Annotated in this window: 14 protein-coding genes and 2 tRNA genes; 15 read left to right on the top strand and 1 reads right to left on the bottom strand. The window is 59.0% G+C overall.

Annotated elements, in window-relative coordinates; translation table 11 throughout:
* Positions 1-17 precede the first annotated feature (17 nt).
* The 4 genes from uvrC (at position 18) to VNZ60_RS00765 (ending at position 3013) form a co-directional block, all read left to right on the top strand.
* Positions 18-1895, top strand: coding sequence for an excinuclease ABC subunit UvrC (gene uvrC, locus VNZ60_RS00780; RefSeq protein ID WP_325656219.1), 1878 nt, complete (start codon positions 18-20; stop codon positions 1893-1895).
* A 137-nt stretch (positions 1896-2032) separates the two neighbouring features.
* Positions 2033-2626 (top strand): CDP-diacylglycerol--glycerol-3-phosphate 3-phosphatidyltransferase, encoded by a 594-nt coding sequence (gene pgsA / locus VNZ60_RS00775; protein WP_325656217.1) that lies wholly within the window; start codon positions 2033-2035, stop codon positions 2624-2626.
* A 113-nt stretch (positions 2627-2739) separates the two neighbouring features.
* Positions 2740-2815, top strand: a tRNA-Gly gene (locus VNZ60_RS00770).
* A gap of 124 nt (positions 2816-2939) precedes the next feature.
* Positions 2940-3013 (top strand) — tRNA-Cys (locus tag VNZ60_RS00765).
* Between the two features lie 204 nt (positions 3014-3217).
* Here the strand turns inward: VNZ60_RS00765 and VNZ60_RS00760 are convergent.
* Complete coding sequence (locus VNZ60_RS00760) at positions 3218-3829, bottom strand: hypothetical protein (RefSeq protein ID WP_325656215.1); 612 nt, start codon at positions 3827-3829, stop codon at positions 3218-3220.
* A gap of 717 nt (positions 3830-4546) precedes the next feature.
* Between VNZ60_RS00760 and VNZ60_RS00755 the strand changes: the two genes are divergently transcribed.
* From VNZ60_RS00755 to VNZ60_RS00705, 11 genes are all read left to right on the top strand, one after another.
* The gene (locus tag VNZ60_RS00755; protein ID WP_325656213.1) at positions 4547-5167 is read left to right on the top strand and encodes a lytic transglycosylase domain-containing protein; all 621 of its coding nucleotides are present in this window, start codon (positions 4547-4549) and stop codon (positions 5165-5167) included.
* Between the two features lie 575 nt (positions 5168-5742).
* A complete protein-coding gene (locus VNZ60_RS00750) occupies positions 5743-6912 on the top strand; it encodes a sensor histidine kinase (protein WP_325656211.1) in 1170 nt (389 codons plus the stop codon).
* Between the two features lie 125 nt (positions 6913-7037).
* On the top strand, positions 7038-8537 hold the full coding sequence (locus VNZ60_RS00745) for a multicopper oxidase family protein (protein WP_325656209.1): 1500 nt from the start codon (positions 7038-7040) through the stop codon (positions 8535-8537).
* 10 nt (positions 8538-8547) lie between these two features.
* Positions 8548-10200 (top strand): multicopper oxidase family protein, encoded by a 1653-nt coding sequence (locus VNZ60_RS00740; RefSeq protein WP_325656207.1) that lies wholly within the window; start codon positions 8548-8550, stop codon positions 10198-10200.
* Positions 10201-10216: 16 nt separating this feature from the next.
* Complete coding sequence (locus VNZ60_RS00735) at positions 10217-19033, top strand: choice-of-anchor D domain-containing protein (RefSeq protein ID WP_325656205.1); 8817 nt, start codon at positions 10217-10219, stop codon at positions 19031-19033.
* Between the two features lie 130 nt (positions 19034-19163).
* Positions 19164-19487 (top strand): hypothetical protein, encoded by a 324-nt coding sequence (locus VNZ60_RS00730; protein ID WP_325656203.1) that lies wholly within the window; start codon positions 19164-19166, stop codon positions 19485-19487.
* Positions 19488-19534: 47 nt separating this feature from the next.
* The gene (locus VNZ60_RS00725; protein ID WP_325656202.1) at positions 19535-20071 is read left to right on the top strand and encodes a hypothetical protein; all 537 of its coding nucleotides are present in this window, start codon (positions 19535-19537) and stop codon (positions 20069-20071) included.
* Between the two features lie 38 nt (positions 20072-20109).
* The gene (locus VNZ60_RS00720; RefSeq protein WP_325656200.1) at positions 20110-20940 is read left to right on the top strand and encodes a LolA-like protein; all 831 of its coding nucleotides are present in this window, start codon (positions 20110-20112) and stop codon (positions 20938-20940) included.
* Between the two features lie 13 nt (positions 20941-20953).
* On the top strand, positions 20954-21823 hold the full coding sequence (locus VNZ60_RS00715) for a LolA-like protein (protein WP_325656198.1): 870 nt from the start codon (positions 20954-20956) through the stop codon (positions 21821-21823).
* A gap of 179 nt (positions 21824-22002) precedes the next feature.
* Positions 22003-23640, top strand: a complete 1638-nt coding sequence (locus tag VNZ60_RS00710) for a c-type cytochrome (RefSeq protein WP_325656256.1) — start codon at positions 22003-22005, stop codon at positions 23638-23640.
* 63 nt (positions 23641-23703) lie between these two features.
* On the top strand, positions 23704-24336 hold the full coding sequence (locus VNZ60_RS00705; protein WP_414648746.1) for an SCO family protein: 633 nt from the start codon (positions 23704-23706) through the stop codon (positions 24334-24336).
* Positions 24337-24812 lie beyond the last annotated feature (476 nt).

The raw sequence follows: 24812 nt of genomic DNA, 5'->3' as shown, positions 1-24812 counted from the left end.
ATTGAAAGCATTGCATCATGACCGAAATTGAAACTGCCGATATCCCCGATCCGCGCGCCGTAGTGCTAGAGACCGTCGCCAAGTTGCCGAATCTGCCCGGCGTGTATCGCTATTTCGACGCCGCCGACAACATCCTGTATGTCGGCAAGGCGCGCGACCTGAAGAAGCGGGTATCGAGCTATTTTCAAAAAAATCTCGCCAGCCCGCGCACCGCCATGATGGTCGAGCGCATCGCCCGGCTGGAGACGACGGTGACGCGCAGCGAAGCGGAAGCCTTGATCCTGGAAAGCAATCTGATCAAGAGCTTGCAGCCGCGCTACAACATCCTGTTCCGCGACGATAAATCCTATCCCTACCTGAAGATCAGCGGTCAGGAATATCCACGCATGGCCTACTACCGTGGCGCCGTCGATAAAAAAAATCAGTATTTCGGGCCGTTTCCGAATGCCTGGGCGGTCAAGGAATCGATGCAGATTTTGCAGAAGGTGTTCTTGCTACGAACCTGTGAAGACAGTGTGTTTGCGAATCGCACCAGGCCTTGCCTGCTGCACCAGATCCAGCGTTGCAGCGCGCCCTGCGTAAATCTGGTCAGCCGTGAGGATTACCTGACCGACGTCGATAACGCCGCCAAATTTCTGCGTGGGCGGCAAACTGAAGTATTGACGGCGCTGGAGCAAAAGATGCGCGCCTTTGCCGCCGAGCTGAAATTCGAACAGGCGGCGGCGGTGCGCAATCAGATCACCGCGCTATCGCGTGTGCTGCATCAGCAAAGCATGGAAACCGTGGGTGACAGCGATATCGATATCGTCGCCGTGATCGTGCAGGGCGGGCGTGCCTGCGTCAATCTGGCGATGGTGCGCGGCGGCCGCCATTTGGGCGATCGCGCCTATTTTCCGACCCATGTCGAGGGCGCCTTGTCGAACCCGGAAGAGGCACTGGGTGAAACCATTGAAATTGCCGTACTCAAGGCTTTTCTGGCGCAGCATTACATCGATACTTTTATTCCCGGCACCTTGATCCTGAATATCGAGTTCGACGAGCCGGCCTTGATGGTGGTGTTGATGGAGCAATGCGGCCATCGCATCAACCTGCTGTTCCAGCCGCAAGGACAGCGCCGCCAATGGCTCGAGATGGCGCAAAAGGGGGCTGAAATTTCGCTCGCCAGATTGTTGTCGGAGCAGGGCTCGCAACAATCCCGGACGCGTGCGCTGGTCGAAGTGCTCGGGCTGGAAGTCGAGGATATCGATAGTCTGCGCGCCGAGTGTTTCGATATCAGTCATACCTCGGGCGAGGCGACCCAGGCGTCCTGTGTGGTGTTCCATCATCACACCATGCAAAACGGCGAATACCGGCGCTACAACATCAAGGACATCACGCCTGGAGACGATTACGCAGCGATGCGCCAGGTGCTGATGCGGCGCTACGAGAAAGTGGCCAACGGCGACGGCGTGATGCCGGATATCGTGCTGATCGATGGCGGCAAAGGCCAGGTTGAAATGGCGCGCCAGGTGCTGGCGGAACTCGGACTGGATATCAGCCTGATTGTCGGTGTCGCCAAGGGCGAAGGGCGCAAGGTCGGCCTGGAAACGCTGATCTTCGCCGACGGCCGCGCCGCACGCGAGTTGGGCAAGGAGTCTGCGGCCTTGATGCTGATCGCGCAGATTCGCGACGAGGCGCATCGCTTTGCCATCACCGGCATGCGCGCCAAGCGCGCCAAGGCGCGCCAGAGTTCGCGGTTGGAAGAGATTGAGGGGATCGGCGCCAAACGCCGCCAGAAGCTGCTGGCGCGTTTTGGCGGGCTGCGCGGCGTGGCGGACGCCAGCATTGAAGACATCGCCTCAGTCGAGGGAATTTCGAGATTGCTGGCGGAGGAAATCTACAAGCAACTACACTGAGGGTTGCTGAGTGTTGCTGAGTGTTGCATGCGCGGTCTTTGCTTGTCGCTTGTGCAGGTTTTGTTTCCCAACTGCGGCATACTCCTAGATAATTGGAACAGTTGGCCTCCTACCGATAAAACTATTTATGCCTTTTTATGCCCTTTAATATTCCGATTTTACTGACCTGGCTGCGGGTTGCATTGATCCCGTTGGTGGTCGGCGTTTTCTATCTTCCTGATCTCGGTTTTTCAACATTGCAATTGGGCTTGATCTCCAGCGTCATTTTTATTGTCGCCGCCGTGACCGACTGGTTCGACGGTTTTCTGGCGCGGCGCTGGAACCAGACTTCGGCTTTCGGCGCTTTCCTGGATCCGGTCGCAGACAAGCTGATGGTCGCCGGCGCCTTGCTGGTGCTGGTGCATCTGGGGCGGGTCGATCCCATCATCGCGTTTGTGATCATCGGCCGCGAGATTGCGATCAGCGCCTTGCGCGAATGGATGGCGCAAATCGGCGCGTCGAAATCGGTGGCGGTAAGCTCGATCGGCAAAATTAAAACCACGGCACAGATGGTCGCCATCCCAATGTTGTTGTATTATGGCGACCTGCTTGGCATCGATACCCGTTTCTGGGGGCAGGTGCTGTTGTTGATCGCAGCGGTGTTGACGGTCTGGTCCATGTTTTACTATTTGCGTAAGGCCTGGCCGCTGATCAAGGAAACTACCGCTGCAAAAGAAAACAACAAGCAGTGAAGTAAAAGTCGGTGTTTCGAAAAAATCTGATGAATATTTTTCGAAATCGTTGACAAGCTCTGTAGATCAACTATAATGTCGTCTCTGTTGTTGATGCAGACAAAGAAGCAAATGCGGGAGTAGCTCAGTTGGTAGAGCGCAACCTTGCCAAGGTTGAGGTCGAGAGTTCGAGACTCTTCTCCCGCTCCAGATTAAAAAAAAAGGAAGCTGGAAAAAGCTTCCTTTTTTTATGTGAAATCAGTAGCTGATCGTGTTGCCGGATTGATGTTAGTCTAGCCGGGATTGTTTTGATTTTGCAGTAGCTAATACCCCTGGCGGGGTAGCAAAGTGGTTATGCAGCGGCCTGCAAAGCCGTTTACGCCGGTTCGATCCCGACCCCCGCCTCCAAAAAAAAAGCAAAAAGCCCACTTCGGTGGGCTTTTTGCTTTTATGGCTAAGAATCTGTTTGCTCAGTCACAGCCATCGCTGCCTTTGATCGACTATCTTTCAACTGCGTACCGTTCGGTATTGCCAAATCTCTCGCCGTGCTGCTTGCTGTACACATCGCACGTGCAGGGCGCTTGTTCTGTTGCGCCCTGCACGCAGATTCAATTACTTCATTTTTCTCGAATATGCCTCAACAAACTGAGGGAAATCCGGGTTGCTGCGGTTTTTGGACCAAACCGTGAGCATCGCCATCGCTACAAAGCCAGTGACGATCAGAGCAGGGTAGGCGGCCAGCAATTGTACCAGCGAGTATTTCCAGGCCAAGGGACGGCCGACGCCCAGCATGGCGGCGTAAAACCAGGATACTGCCGACACCGCTCCAGCAAAAATTGCCAGCATGCGTTGGTTGAACTCCATTTGCAGCAGCGAACCGGCTTTTTCCATCGCCGGCATCACCGCATTGTGGAGAACGAAGCCGTTAAGCGTCAACAACGCCACGATGGTCAATTTAGCCTGCATTTTTGGATTGGCGAAATATCCCAATCCTTTGGCAGATACGTCCAGCCAAACGATTGCAAATCCAGTTATCCACAACGCAACGAGTGCCAGGGAAACCGTCTTTTTAAGAGAGTTCAAATGATCATTTTCTTGCTTTCCCGCAGTGCCACCCTTGATAAGTTGGTTGACCATGGCGATATCACTGGTAAGAACAAGACCGATTGCTACACAGCAGGCGATAAGATGAAGATACACGATACTCAGGCGAAATAATTCCATTGGGAATCCTTATTTAAATCACAAAAATAATAAAATGAGAGTGCCTTTCTATTTTTACGAATGCTTACAAATTAATAGATGGCGTTTATTTAATTTCTCAAGAAAAAGCGGTAATTAATATTGCAAAGTTAAAACTATTGCGAATAGTTGTTAATTCCATCAAATGGGAATTGGGACATTCGATCTCCTTTTAATCTGATAATGAAATGCCTGGCTGACGCGCATATTCACTAGGGGATTCATCAAAAATCTGAGCGTGGGAATATATCTGCTCACGGACAAAATTACCGGCACGGAAAGAAAATAGGCACGTGTCGAAAATTTTGGAAAATTATACCGTGATTTAGTTCAAATTAATCTTTGTGAATAACACGATGTTTCTTTTTATGGAAACTATTATTGCCGGATTATTATCCGATGTTTGAATATTTTCAATTTCATGAGAGTAATTAATTCCTTGTCGTTGTTAATTACTATTTATAGTATTTCAATTTCCATGTATTAATTATTGCCTGTTTTATTTAAATGTATTTGTTGAATACTAAGGACGCTATATAAGAATCGGCATTCTCAATGAATACAATATTGCGCAATATTTTGAAATGGTTCTCATTAACTATTTATCGGGAGGTGGTAATAATACCCATGCCGTAATAGGGTTTGCATCAAGTTCTTTGCGCGCAGTTTTGAGCTATATCTTTGCTATGGGGAGCAAAGATGAAAATTAAAATAACAACATCCGTTGTTCTGTTGTGCCGGGCGTTGGCGACGGCGGTGTTGCTATCAGCGGCGCCGGGCATCGCCAACGCCCAGGTGTATAGCGGCACGAGTGCCGGGGGCACAATCGTTCTGTCCAATTTCAGCAGCCCTGAGGCAAGGGTGTTATTGATACCGTCCTCAAGCGTGGACAAGGTTGTGCTCGATTTCGGCAGCGCACCAAGTGAAAAGAATTCCGAAATTCCTAAAGCTTTCAAAGCCCTGGTGGAGGAGGCCGCTCGTCAGCATGGCCTCGATCCTAATCTGCTGCATGCAATGATCAGGGTTGAATCAGGTTATAACCCCCGGGCTCTATCTGCAAAGGGCGCGCGCGGATTAATGCAGCTGATGCCTGAGACCGCCCGCCGCTTTGGCGTTTCAGACGCATTCAATCCGCGAGAAAACGTGCGCGCCGGCGCCGAATACGTCCAATGGCTGCTTAAATTATTTCAAGGCGATGTGGAGCTCGCGCTGGCCGGCTATAACGCCGGCGAGCAGGCGGTGATCCGTGCCGGCTATCGCATTCCGAGTTACGGCGAGACGCAGAAATACGTCCCCAAAGTGCTGGCGCATTACAAATAGGGGCCGCAGCAGAAAGCAGCGGCAGGATTGGGTGCGCTGATGATGGTTTTTACCAGCGCTTGTACAGATGGAGTATCGCAGCGTCGGATATATTTTTTAAGTTCTATCGACGCAACGATTGTTCGACTAAACTAAATTTTAGTCGGACATACCCTACCAAACTCTGCGGGTGTTCATCCACTGACGGATGACACTAAATGAATCAAAGTGGTAGGTATGGTGAGTGCCATAAAAAAGCCCGAACGGGAAGGCACTCCACAGGGAGAAGTAACATGCTGGCTTATCGTCGTGTAAATGCGTCTTGGTTAGCTGTGGGGGCGTTCTGCCGCCCCCATCGCTTGCTACCAGCCGACGCCCCGAACGGTAGCGCCGCACTGGCGTCCAGCGCCAGCCGCGATACCGCGGCAATCCCAGACCACGCTCTGTCTCTTTCCGTAATCCGCATTTGCATTCGCCATCGCATTCATCGCACCGCACTCCGGCCTCACTTCCTGGCGCCGCGGCTTCGATGGTAGAGGTTCGTTCATCGACGGGCGGGGATGATCACATAAGAACAGCCTACTAGGGGTGCGGCTATGTTGAAATTGCAGCAGGTGCTGGGCGTGATGCGAAAAATGCGCACCGAGATCGAATTGTCGGAGCCGCAGTTCGGCGAGCTTACCGATCTGTTCGGGATTTCGTCGCTCGTCATCGATAACGAAGGTGCTATTTCCAGCATCAACGATACCGCCGCCGAGATGCTCGGTTTTAAAGTACAGGAGTTACTGGGCACCTCGCTGATGCATCTGGTTGTGGATGGCGAAAGCGCCATCAGCCGTCTGCTGCTGCAAGGTCCTGTGGCCCATAACTACGAACCGTTCGATCTGGTCTTGCATGGCCGCAGCGGCCGCAAGAGTGCGGTGTTCGTGGTGCCGGTGCCCATCGATCAAGGCGACGGCGTGGCCTCTTCGATCATGCTGATGCTGACCGAGAAGGCCAAGCGCCAGGCTTCGTCGCACACGCTGCAGCACTCCGAACAGGAACTTCAACATTTTTCCAATCGCCTGATCGTCGCCCATGAAGTTGAACTCAAACGCGTTTCGTCGGAACTGCACGACGGCATCGGGCAAGTGCTGGCAATGATCAAGTTCATGGTCGAAGACGCGTCGCGCAGGCTGAAGCAGGGCAAGATACAGGAGGGCGCGCAGATTCTTGACGAGACCGTGCAGCGCCTGCGCGACGCGATGGATGAAGTAAGACGGCTTTCCAGCGAACTGCGGCCCAGCACGCTCGATGACCTGGGCTTGATCCCGACGATAGAAGGACATTGCCGCAAATACGAGTATGCCTACGACAATATAAAGCTGGATCGCAATCTCAGCGTCGCCGAAGCAGAAATTCCCACGCATCTCAAGTCAGAAATCTTCCGCATTGTCCAAGAGGCGATGAACAACGCCGCCAAGCATGCGCGCGCCTCGACGCTGGCGGTGTCGATGCAGAACGATCACGGCAACCTGATCCTGAACATTCGCGATAACGGTGTCGGCTTCGATACCAAGCCATTTGCCGGCGGCCACCTTGGCCAGCAGGGCATCGGCTTGCGCAGCATGCGGGAAAGGGCAGAGTCCACTGGCGGTGATTTTTCGATTAAATCCCATCCCGGCGGCGGTACCGCGATAGAGGTCCGCTGGAAGCTGCATGCGGTGGTGATGCGTGGGACGAGCAACAACAACAATAACAACAACAACGGCATGCATTCGAATTGATGAGGTCATGGCGCTGGAATAGACCGCGAAATGGCATCTAGCGGCCATGGTTGTAGGTGAAGTAAAAGGGAAATAAGTGACGGCGCTCCGGGCGCATAGCGTTGCCGGAGCATGACGGAGGTCATATGTTTAGCACACAGTTATTTAGCCGCAGCTGGTACATGCTGCTATTGCTTGTTTTTGCATCGCCGGTATTCGCCCAGTCGTTCCGGGTGCAATGTCCGACCAGCACGGTGCTCCATCCTGCCGTTGTCACGGCAGGGGTCAGCGGGGCCATCAAGTGCCAGCAGATTTCGGGTGGCGACGGCTACTCGACAATGGGCGACGGCAATCAGACCTATATGTTCTCTTTCGGTCCCTTGTCCGGTCTCGCCGATATCAAGGCGGGCTTGCCGGGCACGCAGCCGGCGTCGATATTCAACACGGTCGGCGATGCGGTTGGCGACCCGACCTTCAACGGCGCGGTCGGCCTCGCCCCTGATCCGGATTCGGTTCCCGCCGGCCAGATCACGGGTCACGTCGATCCACGGCCGATCATGAATATCGGTGTCATGAACGGCAACATACCGGCGCCGACCATGGCCATCGACGAGGATGACGAATTCTTCCTGACTCTGACTAACGTCGGCATGATCATGCGTCCGGATCTGTTCGAAAAACACACCGTGCACTTCCACGGCTATCCGAACGCCTCCTCGTTCTATGACGGCGTGCCGGACGCCTCGGTCGCCATCAATATCGGCGCCAGTTTCACTTATTACTACCTGGCGCCGGATGCGGGGACCTATTTCTGGCACTGCCACATCACGCCGCCGGAACACCTGCAGATGGGCATGGTCGGCCAGATCTACGTGCGGCCGCGTCAGAACCGGGTTGCCAGCGGCACGCTGTACGCCGGTCTGGTAGGGCAGCAAGCCGATCTGCGCACCAAGTGCGGCAGCGACATCCTGTGCTCGTCGCCGCTGCCGCCGGCCAATACCACCACCCACCTCAACAACAAGTCTGGCACGCCAACGCTGTACGCCTATAACGATGGCGACGGTTCAACTGCCTATGACGTCGAGTATCCGGTGCAGATCCACGGCTTCGATCCCAACTTCCACTTCGTCGGCATGACCTTCAATCCAGAGGCGTTTACCGACATGAAGGACAAGCACTTCCTGCTCAACGGACGCAGCTATCCGGACACCGTGACCCCGGGCCCGATGTCGACCGAAGTGTCGGACGGCACCCAGCATTTTTCGCAGCCGCTGCCAACCATCATCAACATCCCGGTCGGCGGCAAGGCCCTGCTCAGGATCTCGGATCTCGACGTTACCGAGTTCCAGACCCTGGCCTCGCTCGGCATCCCGATGCACGTGATAGGCATCAACGCCCGCTTGCTGCGTGACTTGTCCGGTAATGACCTGACCTACAACACCAACTCGATCACGGTCGGCGGCGGCGAATCGATAGACGTCATCCTGGACGCCAGCGACACCGTCAACCACCCGGCGGGCGCGGTGTATTACCTGTACACGCCGAACCTTGATCACCTGTCGAACGATGCCGAAAACTTTGGCGGCTTGATGACCGAGGTCCACATCTGCAATTCCGTGAACCCGACCAGCAAGTCCTGCGTCTAGGAGAAGAGCCGTGAGCCACATAACCAACAACAACCGGAGCGCGAAGCCTGCGCGGCTCGCCATGCCGTTTTTGCTGCCCTTGCTGCTGTCGCCGCTGTTCGCGCTGCTAGCGCTGCTCGCGGTGTTTAGTCCGCGGCCGGCGCATGCCGCGGCCCCGGGCATCACGGGGACGACATTCAATCTGAATGCAGCGGACAGCACTATCACCCAGCCCGACGGCATGAACGTCTATTCCTGGGGCTACGGCTGCAGCACGGCGCCGTCCGGCTTTTCGCCGGCAGGGATGCCGGGAGCAGCCTGTTCGACCATGCAGGTGCCGGGTCCGACCCTGATCGTTCACCAGGGGGACAGAGTGACGGTAACGCTCACCAACAATTTGCCGGCGGCGGCTGGCAACACCTCGATCCTGTTCCCGGGATTCAATGTCTGCACCGCCGTCATGAACCCGGATGGCAGTTGCCCCGCCGCAACCGGCGTACCTGGCCTGATGACGCGGGAAGCCGCGCACGGTGGTTCGGTCACCTATAGTTTCATCGCTGCCACAGCGGGTACCCATAGCTACTACAGCGGCACCCAGGGTGACCTGCAAATCGAGATGGGACTGTACGGTGCCATCATCGTGTTGCCGACCGCAGTGCCAGCCGGCTGCCGCGCCGTCGCCGCGACGCTGCCGGATGGCCAGCCCGACTACCGCAACGCCGCAGCGGCTTACAACCACAGCACCAGCTGCTACGACCGCGAGTACCTGTTCCAGTTCGCCGAGATGGATCCGCGCATCCACAACCAGGCGCAACAGCAGGCTGCACTGGCGTGCACCCAGCCCACCGGCTGCATGACGATCGAGACCGAGCCCTACCATCCAGCCTATTTCCTGATCAACGGCCGCTCCATGCCCGACGACATGGATCCGAACTATGCGGTGCAATATCCGCACCAGCCATACAACGGCAACCCGCACATGCATCCGGGCGAGCTGGTGCTGTTGCGGGTGATCGGTAACGGCCGCTGGCAGCATCCGTTCCACGAGCACGGCAATCACGTTCGCGTCCTCGCTCGCGATGGCAACATGATCCTGAGCCAGACCGATGCGACCAAGCCTGCCGGGCCGCTGCTGTTCACCACAACGACCACACCGGGCCTGGCGATGGACGGCATCTTCTACTGGACCGGCAGAGGGCTGAACTGGGATGTCTACGGCCATACCGCTGGTGCACTGTACACCGACCAGGCATTCCCGGCTTACCTCGGCAAGCCGGTGGTCTGCATTCCGGACGCCAACGGCTACTACACGGCAGATCCGCTCGCACCTAACTATTACGAGTGGTGCCAGGATCACGACAAACCGCTGGAAGCGCACGCCTTCGGCGCCGTCGGCAGCGGCGGCCCGGTGTCGCTGCCCGACGCCAACATCCTGACCAACGGCATGTGGTATGGCGGCAGTGCCTATCTGGGGCCGGATGCGACCGCTCGTGCGGTCGGCCCTACAGGCAGTACGCCGCCCTCCGGCACGCTGGCGAATCCGCCGGCTACCGAATCAGGTTTTGCCTTCATGTGGCACTCGCACAATGAACGTGAGATCACTACCAGTAATATTTTCCCGGGCGGCATGATGATGATGATGCTCGTGGATCCGCAGGCCTTCTTGATAAACGAAGCCAATTAGAAGCAGGAGAAATGCGATGAGAACCAATCAGGTCAAAGCCACGCTCTTAGGCTTGGTCAAGGGAGGGCTAGCGGCATCGGTGCTAGTCATGGCCAGCGGCGGAGCTTTCGCGCAAAGCGTCAATCTGACGGCGCAGGCCGCCAACGCCACGCTGCCGGACGGACAGCTGGTGCCGATGTGGGGGTATACCTGCAGCGCAGCTGCGGTGGCGCCCGCCACTTGCGCTGCCACCAACCCGAATGCTGGCACCAGCTGGTCACCGGTGGTGATCAGCGTGCCGCCGGGAGCCCTGACCATCAATCTCACCAATAGCCTGCCGGCCAGCGTGCCGACTTCGCTGGTGATTGTCGGTCAGCTCGGAGGCGGGTTGGGAAATACCGCAACCACCACGCCAAGCCCCGCACATGCGCCGCATAGCGTGACCTGGCCGATCGCCGGCAGTGCCACCGGATCGCAGTTTACGCCGCCGGCCCAAGGGCCTCGGGTACAGTCGTTCGCCACCGAAGTGGTGCACGGCCAGACCAAGTCCATGACCTGGAATAACCTCAAACCCGGCACCTACCTGATCGAATCGGGCACCCATCCCTCGATCCAGGGGCCGATGGGCCTGTATGGCGTGCTGGTGGTAAGGACTGCGGCCAGCGGCGCAACCCAGGCCCAGGCTTATGCTGGCGTCGGTTACGACGCCGATGTGCCGTTGCTGCTGAGCGAAATCGATGCGGTGCAAAACACCGCTGTGGCGGCGGCCGTGGCGAAAGCCGGCTTCAGCGAGACTGCGGTATGGTCGGGCCAGCCCGGCGGCTGCGGCAATCCTGCCTCGCCGACGTTCCAGACCTGTTATCCGCCAGCTGTGAATTACGATCCGCGCTATTACCTGATCAATGGCGTCAGCTTTGATCGCAGCAACGAAACCAAATCGCAGTTTTCGATTACTGCGCCGGCCGCCACCGGCCAGGTTCTGCTGCGTTTCGTCAACGCCGGCCTGCGCATGCACGTGCCCTCCGTAGTCGGCGCGCAAACCGGCAGCCCGGCGGCTTCAGGCTTCTCGCTGATCGCTGAAGACGGCAACCTGTTGCCTGGCAACCGCCGGGTCCAGAATGAAGTATTCATGGCAGCCGGCAAGACCTACGACGTGATGATGAATGCACCGGCCGCCGGCGCCCTGGCGCTGCCTGTGTTCGATCGCCAGCTCAGCCTGTCCACCAACAATCAGCGCGACGGCGGCATGCTGGCCTATGTCAGCGTCAACGGCGGCGCGCTGCCGGTGGCTGCAGGCACCCAGAATGCGGTTGCCAATCCCGATAACTATTTCCTGGTGCCGGGCAATACCCTGGCCGTCACCGATCCGGCCAAAGGCGTGATCGCCAACGATATCCGGGTCTACGGTGTCAAGGTGGCGACGCCCCCGGCCGGAGGCGTGCTTACCTTGAATCCTGACGGCACCTTCACCTATGTACCGAATGCCGGCACCACTTCCGACAGCTTTACCTACATGGCGAACGGCAACCCGGCAATCACCGCCAAGGTGACCCTGGCCGCCTGTACCGCCGTCTCCGGCTGCCTGAGCGGCGCACCGGTTGCCAACAACGATACCTACACCAGCAACATCGCCTCGCGGCTGCAGATCAGCCCGCCCGGTGTGCTGGGCAACGATAAGGATCCTGGCGGCCATCCCTTGCATGCCTCGGCTGCAAGCAATGTCGTGGGCGGCACTGTGACCCTGAACCCGGATGGCTCCTTCAACGCAGCGCCGGCGACTGCTCCAACTGGCACCTCCACCGCCACGATGTCTTTCCAATACACTGCCATCAATTCGCAAAACACCAGTTCGGCGCCAGCCACCGTCAATGTCACCTTCAAGGGCGGCAGCGGCCTGGTTGTCAAAGTATTTGACGCGCCGAGCGCGAAGACGGCGACCCCGGTCCAACTCAACGACTACCGCTGGATCATCGAGGAAGACCGCACTTTCCAGGTTGACCCCGCATGCCAGACCAATTCAACCACGCGGCCGGCTACTTGTCCGCCGCTGCCAGTGCCTAGCCTGGGCGCCAGCTTCCATGTCAGCTACATGCCTGTGGTGGCTGCCGGCTGTGTCGGCAAGGTCGCTTGCGAGTCCGGACAGACGGTGTTCGACCCGGCCAGCAACGCCCACATGCCAGCCGTGTGCGACATCGGCAACGGCACCTGCCGCACCACTGCTACGCAACAGGTCGCAGTCAACCCCAGCCAGGTTGCGCTGGATCCGACCAAGCACTATTACATCTCGATTTTGCCAGGCGACGCCGGCAACTCGTTCAGTAGCGGTTCAGGCGCCCCTAAGCCGGTCAATCCAAGCAACCCGACCGGGCCGACGCGACAATTCAGCATCGCTCTGGATTGCCCTTCGGGCCCTGGCGGCGCGGATTTTGCGCCCGGAACAGGAACCTGCGGGCACGGCTTGAGCGGCGCCCCGATCGCACCCGCAATGACCACGGTCAACGTGCTTGCACCGCAGACGCCGATGCAGACCGCCAAGGTCTCGGTATATGTGTTCGAGGATGATGCCCCGCTCAATGGCGAAGTCGATGTCAGCGGCGGCGCCGGCAACTTCTTTACAGCCCGCGAGCCGGGGCTGGGCGGGTTCGAGATCAAGCTCTGGGACGACGCCGGCGGCACCGGCGACCCGACCGGGCAAATGAGCTACGACATGTTCAACATGCCGCTGTCCAATTCTTTACAGGGGATGATAGATCCGACTACCGGCGCTAATGCCTGTCCGATTTCAGCATCGACCGACGGACTGGTCGGCATGATTCCAACTTGCCCGAAACTGGAGTCGGATGGGGTTACCCCATCACCTCTGGTCGGCCAGGCCGTGATTGCCAACCTGATGCCGGGCAGATACGGCGTGATTGCCACGCCAGCGGCCGACCGCATCGGCAGGGGAGAGGAGTGGCTGCAGACCAATACGCTGGACGGACAAAAAGCCCATGATTCGTTCATCAAGATAGGCGGGCCAGCCTACTTCCAGGAGTTTGGACCGGCCGGTTTCCACGTCACTATCGGCTTCGCCAATCCGAAAATCATCAATGACCGCCGCACCAATTCGCTAGGCAACGGAGCGTGCGACCCCGCGCCAACCGGCAGCGGCCTCTCATGCACTAATTCGGTCAAAGGCAGGATCACCAATCTGCACTACAGCCGTCCGCCAAACGAGAACCTCTACGGCAGCGGCTCGCGCAGCTCCTTGAGTTTCACCCAGTGCTACGTCAGCCTGGGCGATCCGGACAGCGAGGATATCGCCTTCACCAAGTGCGACGCAGACGGCAGGTTCAGTTTCAGCGGCATCCCTAACGGCACCTTCCGGCTGACCGTGCTTGACCAATGGAACGACCAGATCGTCGACGGCCTGGCCACAGCGGTGCAACTGACTGGAAACCAGGTGAAAGATGTCGGCGATCTGCCGGTGCTGCAATGGCATACCAATCTCTATACCCGGTCTTTCATCGACCTCAACGGTGACGGCGTGTCCCAGGGTACCGAGCCGGGACTGGGGCTGGTGCCGACCATCGTCCGCTTCCGCGATGGCAGCATTTCCAATTTCAACAACACCGACCTCAACGGCTATGCGCCGTTCAACGAAGTGTTCCCTCTGTTTAACTGGTATGTGGTGGAAGCCGACACTACACGCTTCAAACAGACCGGCGTGCACCTGGTGTATGACGCCGGCGGTCCGCCGGACGGCACCCCTGGCGGCGGCGCCTCGACCATTGCCGCTAACTTTGCTAACACCCTGGAATCGTCCACGGCGCATCTTCCGGTCGCCCAGCGCGTGCCGGGTGCTGTCTACTGCGATAACGCAGACTGCACCGGCTTCTCGATCCAGAACGGCCCCGGCAGCAGTGCCGCCAATCCGTCCACCGGCAGCATCGTGCCGCCCTCGGTGACCACGGTCGGCTGGCAAGGCTTCTCCGGCCAGAACGCCTTCATCGAGTTCGGCAAGACACCGTTCGGCGTGACTGAAAACGGCGGCATCAAGGGCGAGGTGATTTACGCCTCGACTCGGCCATTCGACGACCCCTCGCTGCTGCTCCACACCAAGTGGACACCGAACGTGCCGAACGTGACCGTCAACCTGTATCAAAAGAACACGGCCCCGGACGGCAGCTCCACGCTGACACTGGTCGACACCACCCAGACCGCCAGCTGGGACGATTGGGCCCAGGGTTTCCGCTCCGACGGCGTGCCTAACATGAACTGTCCCGGCCAGGAAACCACCGATCCCTTCTTCTTTACCTTGAAGGGCACTACCCAGTGGCTCGACCCCTCGCACCGTACCCTGCCTGCAAATGGCCAGTTCAAGTGCTATGACGGCATGCATGTTTTCAACCAGCTGCAGCCTGCACCTTTCGACGGCATGTATAAGTTCCCCAGCGTGACGGCCACCAGCCCGACCACCGGCAAGCCGACCGCCAGCAACTGCGCGATCTGCATAGCGAATCCTAGCGGCGACGGTACCGTCATGCTGCCAGCCGGTAAATACGTGGTGGAAATCATCGTGCCACCGGGCTATGAACTGGTGAAAGAGGAAGACAAGAACATCCTCATCGGCGACAACTACATTGCCCCGGTGACGCAGCAGTTCGCCGGCTTGGGCAACATCTTCATCGTGCCTGACCAGGCTGCCGTGAACTCCTCCTATAACCAGAACAATGCGCAGAATCCGACCCAGGACCTGGGTTCCACTACCTACCCACGGCATGAGGGCGACACCGGCAGTATCGAAGCCTACTGGCCTTGCGTCGGCGCACTGCGCATCGTGCCTGACTATATAAGCCTGTTCCCCGGTTCGCAGGAAGTAGCGCCGTTCGCCGGTGCTTCACGCCACCTGTGCGACCGCAAGGAGGTTCAGCTGGATAATCAGTCGACGGTGCTGGCGAAATTCTGGGTGTTCAGTTCAGCCCACGTCGCCGCCCACTATACCGGCTTCATGCTGGACGATTTCTCTTCGGAATTCGACCCGTATTCGCCGCAATTCGGCGAGAAATTTGCCGTCCCCAACGTGCCGATATCCTTTAAGGATTTCGCCGGCAATGAGATTTCCCGCGTGTATTCCGACCAGTGGGGCATCTACAACGGCTTGACTTATTCAACCTGGCAAGTCAATCCGCCAAATCCAACCGGCTACGCCCCAACCATGATGGTCACCTGCATGAACGACCCCGGTCCGATCCCCGATCCGGCCCATCCTGGCCAGACCATGATCGACCCCTTGTTCAACCCGGCCTACAGCCAGTTCTGTTACGAGATTCCGTTCATGCCCGGACAGACCCAGTACATGGATACTCCGGTGGTGCCAGTCTCGGCCTTCGCTGAAGGCTATAACCCGCCTGACTGCGCCTATCCGGACGCCACCCCGGCCATCAGCAAGGTGACCGGCACTGCCAGCGGCGCCGGCGCCGGCCCCTGGGTTCCTACAGCGGGCGGCATTCTGACGATCACCGCGATCAACAACACGGGTGACGCCACGGTGCTCAACCATGCTTACTCCGGACCGGCAGCCACCACGGCGCCGTATAACCAGAAGTTCATCACGCGCCACTACGGTTTCGGCGCAACCCAGGGCAGCGGCTCGGTTACGATCGGCGGCGTCAATGCGGTGGTGACTTCATGGAGCGATACGCAGATCAAGGTGCTGGCGCCTGTGCTGACCTCGGCGCAGTCGAGCTGCCCGATCCAGCAACGCGGCGCGCTGCTGCCGGCCACTTGCGGTGAGCTGGTGATCACCACCGGCGCCGGCAAGAAATCGATCGATACAGTTACCGTCACTATCGGCGGCAAAGCGCCGACTTATGTCAATGGCGAGAATGCCGCCGGCAACGCTATCCAGGCAGCGATCGATAACGCCACGCCGGGCGACATGATTATCGTCGGTCCCGGTATGTACAGCGAAATGCTGCTCATGTGGAAGCCGGTCCGGCTGCAAGGCGTCGGCGCTTCGTCAGTGACTGTCAACGCCAATACCCATCCGTCGGGCAAGATGGATCCGTGGCGGCGCCAGATTGACTGCCTGTTCGGCGTGGCAATCAACGGCGGCGCGATCTCGTCAACCAACCCGTATGATTCGACCGGCACCTACACTTGTCCGTCGAGCATGCAGCGCAAGGTGGACGTGATTCCGCTTGAACCCGCTTTCGGTTGGGACAACACTCTCAACGGCAATCTGAGCGAGCTGCTGGTAGAGCCTTCGCTATTGGGCGCGTACGAAGGTGCGGGTATCACGGTCCTGGCCAAAGGCGTGCCGGACGTGCTGGTGGGCGGAGTTTTGCAAGCCGATCCCAACTGCGTCTCAGTTGACGGCGCCACCTGCACGCCACTGACGAACAGCAATTCGGACTGCACCGCTTACCCTAGCAATTTCCTGTGCAATCCATCCCGCATTGATGGCATCAGCTTTAACAACAGCTCCCAGGGCGGCGGCGGCATCTTCGTGCATGGCTGGAACCACAATCTGGAAATTGCCAACAACCGGGTCTTTGGCAATGCCGGCACCCTGAGCGGCGGCATTACTATTGGACAGGTCGAGGTGCCGGACGCGATCATCAACGCGGATGGCGTGACCCAGCCACCGTTCGGCTACAACAAGTCGGTGAACGTGCATCACAATGCGGTCACATTGAACGCTGCCTATGGCGACGAAATCAACTCCACCACGCCGTCGGCAGCCGGTGGCGTCACTTTCTGCACGGGCGCCGACAACTACCACTTCAACTACAACTGGGTGTGCGGCAACATGAGCAGCGGCGATGGCGGCGGCTTGTCGCACTGGGGCTTCAGCTATAACGGAGATATCTCGCACAACTGGGTGCTCTTCAATCAGAGCAACAACCCGACGCTACCGACCTACGGCGGCGGCATCATCGTCCAGGGTGCTCAGCCGGATGGTACTTTCTGCGAGAACGCGCAAGTCGACCAGGATTGCGCGCCTCAGCTGACCGACGGCGCTGGTCCCGGCATCACGGTTGACGGCAATCTGATTGTCGGCAATACAGCAGAAAGCGGTAAAGGCGGCGGCCTGCGCTTGCAGAACATCAACGGCACCGACGTCCAGCGCAGCCCTAACAATCCGAATGCGTGGTATCAGGTCAACGTTACCAACAACATCATCACGAATAACGTCGCCGGCTGGGCCGGAGGCGGCGTCTCGCTGCAGGATGCGGTGCGGGTCAACTTTGTCAACAACACCATCGTATCCAACGACAGTACCGCTTCGGCCGGCGTCTTGTTCAACACCGACGCCGCCACCAAAGCCAATGTCGGGCCACCGAACTGCACCACAGTCGGCGCCAATACAACCTGCAGCCCGACCACTACCTCGCAATATGAGCCTGCAGGCCTGGAAACAGCGCGTCACACCACCAACTTGATCACGGCGTTCACCGTGCCAAGCGTGGCTTGCCCTGCCGGTCTGCCAAACTGCACGACGTTCTCCAATCCGGTGCTGAGCAATAACCTGTTCTGGCAGAACCGCTCGTTCTATATCACGGTGGGCGGCCTCAATCCAGCGATACCTGGCATGCAGAACGTGGTGACGCTGAATCCGACCTTGAACCAGAATGGCCACAGCACGGGTTATTGCGACCCTAACGCGGTCTACTGGGACATCGGCGCCTTTGGCGACACCGGGCCGAGCAACCACGGCTCGGGCTTGACCCTCAGCCCGCGCTACTCGATCCTGACCGACGCTGGCGACTACCCTGCGGCTAACAACCTGGGCAGCAACCCAGCCGTGGTCAGCCAGTACTGCAATGGTTCGCGGGTGCCGCCGGAAGGTGGCGGCAACGGCTTCGCCGTGCCTCCGGGCATCGCCGATGCAGTGCTGCCCAACCCGTTGTTCACCTTGATGCCTTCGGCAACGCCAGATGAAGGCAACCAGTGGATCAATATGTTCTACGGGCCGCTGTCCTTGTCCAACGCCACCATCGCATCCGGCAGTACAGGCTACGGTCAGCCGCTGGGCAATTACGCCATCGCTTCGGGCTCGCCGGCGATCAATACCGCCACTGCGACAGGTGCGCCTAACCATGACTTCTTTGGCACCTCCAGGCCGCAGGGAAATGGCTTCGATATCGGCGCAGTTGAGTTCGTATCGGCACCCGCTGCCGCCGCGAATGTGACACCGGCCTCGTTGACCTTCAGCAGTACGCCAGTCGGCAACACCAGCGCCGCGCAAGCCCTGACGCTGCACAACACCGGCAACGCCACACTGACAGGGATCGCGCTGACATTCACCGGGCCGTTCGCCCGCGGCACAGGCGATACTTGCACTGCGACCCTGGCTGCAGCTTCCAGCTGCACCGTCAACGTGGTCTTCAGGCCGACAGCGACGGGCGCCGCGGCAGGATCACTAGCGATTGCCGCCAGCGTCCCGGTTAGCGGCTCACCAGTGCCACTCAGCGGTACCGGCGCCGCCAGCGTGACCAGTGCAAGCTGGCTGCCGAACCCATGGAACGCACCGCCTACCGTGCGACTCCTGAGCAACGTAGTGGGACCGGTTCAGAACTTCACGCTGACCAATACCGGCAGCGTAGCGATCACCGGCATCACGCACGGCACCTTGGCGGGCGTAAGTCCGGCTGATTACGCTCTCGTACCATTGACGTCGACCTGCGGCGCCATCGGCGGCGGTCAGCTGACAGCGATAACGACCTTGAATCCGGGTGGGACTTGCGTAGTCTCGGTGCGGTTCCAGCCGCGCACCACAGTGCCGATAAACAGCGTCAGAAGTGCCACGGTGTCGGTAACCGATTCGGCAGGTACGCAGACAGCGGCTATGAGTGGGACGGCGCAATGAAGTGTGGCTAGGGAGGATGGCGGTGGCGCTGCCCGCGGGACGGTTCCGCGGGCAGCGTGGGAGCAAGCGGCGGCCCCGGTTGTGATTGGTGTCAAATACAGGCGTCAAATTGTTTGGAGGCAGGAATAACATGAAACTCTATCTACTAGCTTCTCTGTGCGCATTAACCAGTTTTTCGCTGGCGCTGGCGGCTGAATCATCGCTGGATGACGCCGCACTTGGACAGATGGAAGCCGTGGTTGCCCATTGCGGCCAGATCAACCCGGCGGATAGCGCCAGATACCAGGAACTGCTGAAACCGGTGATTGGCGACGCCTCTGCTGAAGATCTCGCGGCCGCACGCAAGACCGAGGTCTATAAGCAAGCCCATGATTCGATCGCTGAACAACTGGCGGATGCAAAGAAAGAGGAAGCGTTAGCAGCATGTGACGGAGCCGTCGCAACAAATAATTAGCGCAATAAATAGTGCAGGTATGGCCAGCCTGGCCAACAGGGAAAAATATGAACATGTCCGGAGAGACAGTGAAATCGGCGATGAAGTCAGCCATCGCGACGCTGCTGGCGAGTTGTTTGTGGGTCGCTGCGGCGCCGCCGCAATCGGCCCAGGCGCAGCAGGCTCCTGCAGCTGTGCCAGACAATGCACGCGCGTTGCCACACAAGTCCTCTCCCTACCAGCCGGTGAAGATACCGAAGCCCGCCAAGGCCTTCTATGAGGCTTATGGCGGCGTGAATAATCTGATCGTGCGCCGCACCGCATCAGGCAACCTGATCCGCTTCAGCTACCGGGTGGTCGACCCTGCCAGAGCCAAAGCACTGGGCGAAAAGAGCGCCACGCCTTACCTGATCGGGCAAAGGAGCCATGCCATGCTGCAAATCCCGGTCATGGATAAAATCGGCCAGCTGCGGCAGAGCGGCACGCCGGAAGCCGGCCAGGAGTACTGGATGGTGTTTTCGAACAAGGGCAATCCGATTAAAGCGGGGGACCGCGTCAATGTCGTGATCGGCTCCTTTCATTTTGACGGGCTGCTGGTTGAATGAAGGCTTTGAATGATTGTTTGAACCGAGGAGGTGTACTCATGAAACGATTTCTTTTGCTGGCCTTTGGCCTGGCGTCACTGGCGGCCGCACCCGCCACGGTAGTGGCAGCAACCGCCAAAGCAACCGCAAGCACTAAAGCCGCAGCAAGCGTCACCGCTCCGGTCAGCCGCTTGAGCGCGGCGCAGATCGTCGACAAGAATGTGGCGGCGCGCGGCGGGCTGTCAGCCTGGCACGCGGTCAGCAGCATGAGCATGGCGGGCAAAATCGATGTCGGCGGCAAGCAGGAAACATCGTTGCCGTTCGTCATGACCATGAAGCGGCCGCACAAGAGCCGCTTCGAGCTGCGTTTCCAGGAGCAGACCGCAGTCCAGGTCTACGATGGCGCCCAAGGCTGGAAGGTGCGGCCGTTCCTGGGCCGCGATGAAGTCGAACCTTTCACCCCTACCGAAGCCAAGGCAGCCGCCGCATGGACCGAGCTGGACGGGGCGCTGATCGACTATGCCGCGAAAGGCACGACGGTCGAGTTGCAGGGCATGGAGCAGGTCGAGGGCCATAGCGCCTACAAACTGAAGCTCACCATGAAAGACCACGTCGAGCGGCACTTGTGGATCGACGCCAAGAGTTTCCTGGAACTGAAAATCGACGGCGAACCGCGCAAGCTCGATGGCCGGATGCACAACGTCGCCATTTACTACCGTGACTACAAGACCGAAGGCGGCTTGACCTTGCCGTACGTGCTGGAGACGGTGGTGACCGGCGCCAAAGCCAGCCACAAGATCAGCATTCAGCATGTAACGCTGAACCCACCGACGACTGACGCCATGTTTGCGAAACCGCAGCTGACGGTAGCCAAGGTATCCAGCCAATAAGGGATGGCCGACCATGAACCTGCCTTCAAATCGGATCGCGCGGTGGCTGTTTTCCGCCGGCATTTCGGCGGCTCTTTCCACGCTTGCCTTGGCCCAGGAGCCAGCGGCTGGGCCAAGCAGCGAGCCTGGTTTGAGCGCAGCCCAGATCGTCGAAAAAAACGTCGCCGCACGGGGCGGCGCGGACGCCTGGCGCAAGATCGAGACCATGGTCTGGGTCGGCCACGTCCAGAGTGCGAATGTCGCGGTGCCGACTCTGCCGTTTGTGCTTGAACTGAAACGTCCCAACAAGACCCGCTTTGAAATTTCCGCGATGGGCCAGGTGGCGGTGCGGGTGTATGACGGCGCCAGCGGCTGGAAGCTGCGTCCGAGCCACAACGGCAAGCCGGATCTGCAGCCCTACTCGCCGGATGAGCTGAAATTCGCGCATGAGGAGCAAGTCATCGACGGTCCGCTCATCGATTATCGGGCCAAGGGGATTGCCGTCGGCCTGGACGGGCTGGATGAAGTGGAGGGGCATAAGGCCTATCGCTTGAACGTCAGGCTGCCGTCCGGCGTCAGCCATCATGTGTGGGTCGACGCCGAGACTTTCCTGGATATCAAATACGACCGCGAGACCCGCAACGCGATCGGCCAGTCAGCGACGGTATCGGTGTTTTACAGCAACTACAAGAGCGTTGAGGGCTTGCAGATCCCTGCCACTATCGAAACCGGCGTCGGCATGACCGGGCTCAAGAATAAGCTGGTGATCGAAAAGATAGCACTCAATCCGCCATTGGAAGACGGGAGATTCAGCAAGCCCGGCACCCAGGGGCGCAACAACGCGGTTTCGATAGGCCCCGATGTTGCGCAGACAGTGCGCGAAACCGGCCGGCCGGGTCGCTAGCCATGGCCGCGCATCTGTCCCGGCCGAGCGTGGAGCCGATTTTGCCTGCGCCGCGCAAGTGTGACAGAGAGAGAGGTTTTGCCCCCATACGAAGATTTCTCCGTGGGGTTGTCCTGGCACAAGTGTGGCGACCCGCATCGCCTGCGCTTGTGCCTTTTTTTGGACTGGCGCTGACCTTGATGCTGACGTTCCATGCCGGCGCCCCGTGGGCCGCGCCGCGCGCACTGGTTCCCGCCAGCGAGGCCAGCGGCAGTGGCGACGATAACCCGGCGGCTGACGTCGGCGCAGCCATCTTCCGGCACGGCATACAAGGCTCGGGCGCGCCGCTAGAGGCAACTCGCGACGCCGGTGTACGTCTGCAAGGCGCCGCTGCAGCCTGCATCAATTGCCACCGTTCCAGCGGCCTTGGCGCCAAAGCCGGCAGCAGCACCATCCCGCCGATCACCGGCCGCTATCTGCTCCATCCGCGCGCCAAGGATATGGGGGATCTCGACCTGCCTTACGTCGACGGCATACGCGCCGATCGCGATCCCTACACTGATGAAACCATCGCCCGGGCGATCCGCAGCGGCCTCAATTCGGAAGGCAAGCCACTCAGCTACCTGATGCCGCAATTCGACCTGAACGACGCCGACATGACGGCGCTGATCGGCTACCTGAAGCGCCTCGACAAGCGCCGGCCGCGCGGGGTCGAGGATACGGTGCTGCACTTCGCCACCATCATTACGCCAGACGCCGATCCGGTAAAGCGGCGCGGCATGCTCGATGTGCTCCAGCAATATTTCACCGATAAGAACGTCTTCCCGCTCGGCGCCACGCCGCCGCTGCGCAGCACACGCAAAATGATGTTCATGGTGAATCGCCGCTGGCAGCTGCACGTCTGGGAGCTGACCGGCCCGGCCACCGGCTGGGAGCAACAACTGAAGCAGCATCTGGCCGCCGAGCCGGTGTTTGCCGTGCTGTCCGGATTGGGAGGCAAGACCTGGGCGCCGATCCATGCATTCTGTGAGCATGAGGAAATACCCTGCCTGTTTCCCAACGTCGAGACGCCGGTAGGCGGCGATGGCGATTTTTATTCGCTGTATCTGTCCAAGGGCGTATTGCTGGAGGCGGAGCTGATCGCAAAAAATATCCTTGATGCCGACGGTGATAAGGGTGTCAGGAGCGTGCACCAGATCTATCGCGCCGGCGACAGCGGCGAGGCCGGCGCCCAGGCGCTTGCCGCAGCGCTCAAGCATCACGGGATTGCGGTGTCGAGCCGGGTGCTGGCAGCCGGCGAGAGTCTCGCCAAGGCGCTCAAGGGAGGGGCGGGCACCAACGCTCTGGTGCTGTGGCTGCGCCCGGCCGATATCGCCGCGCTCGGCGCGATCCCCGCGCCGCCGGCGTCGACTACTGTCTTCATGTCGGGGCTGATGGGCGGGCTTGAGAACGCACCGTTGCCGTCGAGCTGGCGCTACAGCACACGCCTGGCCTATCCGGTCGACCTGCCGGAGCGGCGCCGCTACCGGGTCGACTATGCGTTCGGCTGGTTCACGATCCGCCATATCCCAGTGGTGGCTGAGCAGGTCCAGGCTGACACTTATCTTGCCTGCGGCCTGCTGGCAGAGACGCTCAGCCACATGGTCGATACCTTTGTCGGCGACTATCTGGTCGAGCGCATCGAGGACATGCTGGAGCGCCGCATCCTCACCGGCTACTATCCGCGCCTGACGCTGGCGTCGGGTCAGCGTTTTGCCTCCAAGGGCGGGTATATCGTGCGTTTTGCCGACGCTCACGGCGTGCGGCTGGTGGCTGACAGTGACTGGCTTGTGCCGTAGCGCTTAGATGGTGTGAGATGGCGTCAGATCAGATGAAATTAGTCAAATTTTAGGAGTAGTGCCATGAAAACAGTCATCCAATCCTTGGTCGCCGCCCTGGCGCTGACAGCCATGGGGACGATTGCGCCGCTGGCCCATGCCGCCGGCGTGTCCGCTATCAGCGCGCCTGATCCGCATGCGCATCACCATCACATGATGTCGGAGATCATGCGTTCGACGGTGGATTACACGCCGCCGCCGGTTTCGCTGGTGAGGGAAGACGGCAAGGCCGTGTCGCTCATCAGTGAGCTCAACGATGGCCGGCCGGTGATCCTGACTTTTATCTACACCACCTGCACCTCGATCTGTCCGATGATCAGCCAGACGCTGTCGCAATTGCAGAGCGATCTTGGCAGCGATCGGAACAAGGTGCACATGATGTCGATCTCGATCGATCCGGAGCAGGATACGCCGGCGCGCCTGACCGAGTACGCGAAGAAATACGGGGCTGGGCCGGAGTGGCAGCATTACACGGGGACGGTGGAGGCGAGTGTTGCGACGCAACGGGCTTTTGATGTCTATCGTGGCGATAAGATGAACCATAATCCGGTGACTCTGCTGCGGGCGGCGCCTGGCAAGCCTTGGTTGCGGATTGATGGGTTTGCTACTGTGGCGGAGCTGTTGGGGGCTTACCACGAATTGGTAGCGGCGAAGTAAATAGTTAAGTGGGGTCAGAGTTTTTTTTCGCGGTCTTTTGCGAAAATTACTCTGACCCCAGTTAACGGGCCACGGAGTAAGTGCCGTTGCATTCGACGGGGTTTCATCGTTAATTAAAACCTCCACGCCGAAAGTCGATGCCGAATTTCCGAACGAGGACGTTGGCTCTCCGAGACAGGATATTGGCTCTCTTGGACAGGATGTTGACTCTTTGAGGCAATGCCACTTCAGTTAAATAGGGTCAGAGTTTTTTTTCGCGGCTGTTTGCGAAAATTACTCTGACCCTATTTAACGGACTACGGAGTACATGCGTGCGCATGCGATGAGCGGTTAGCGCGTAACTAAAACGTTTGCTGCTCCGTTGGTACACGCCGGGGGTAGCCCGGCAGCTAGTCACTTTTTCTTGCTTCGCTGTATAGACCGGACACATGGGTAACACCTGTGCCGGGACATGGGTAACATATTTAAGCCTTACT

Origin of the sequence: Collimonas sp. (assembly GCF_035566375.1) — a bacterium.
GTDB lineage: Bacteria > Pseudomonadota > Gammaproteobacteria > Burkholderiales > Burkholderiaceae_D > Collimonas.
The sequence above is the reverse complement of the archived record's forward strand: the minus strand, read 5'-3'. Positions and strand labels throughout refer to the sequence as shown.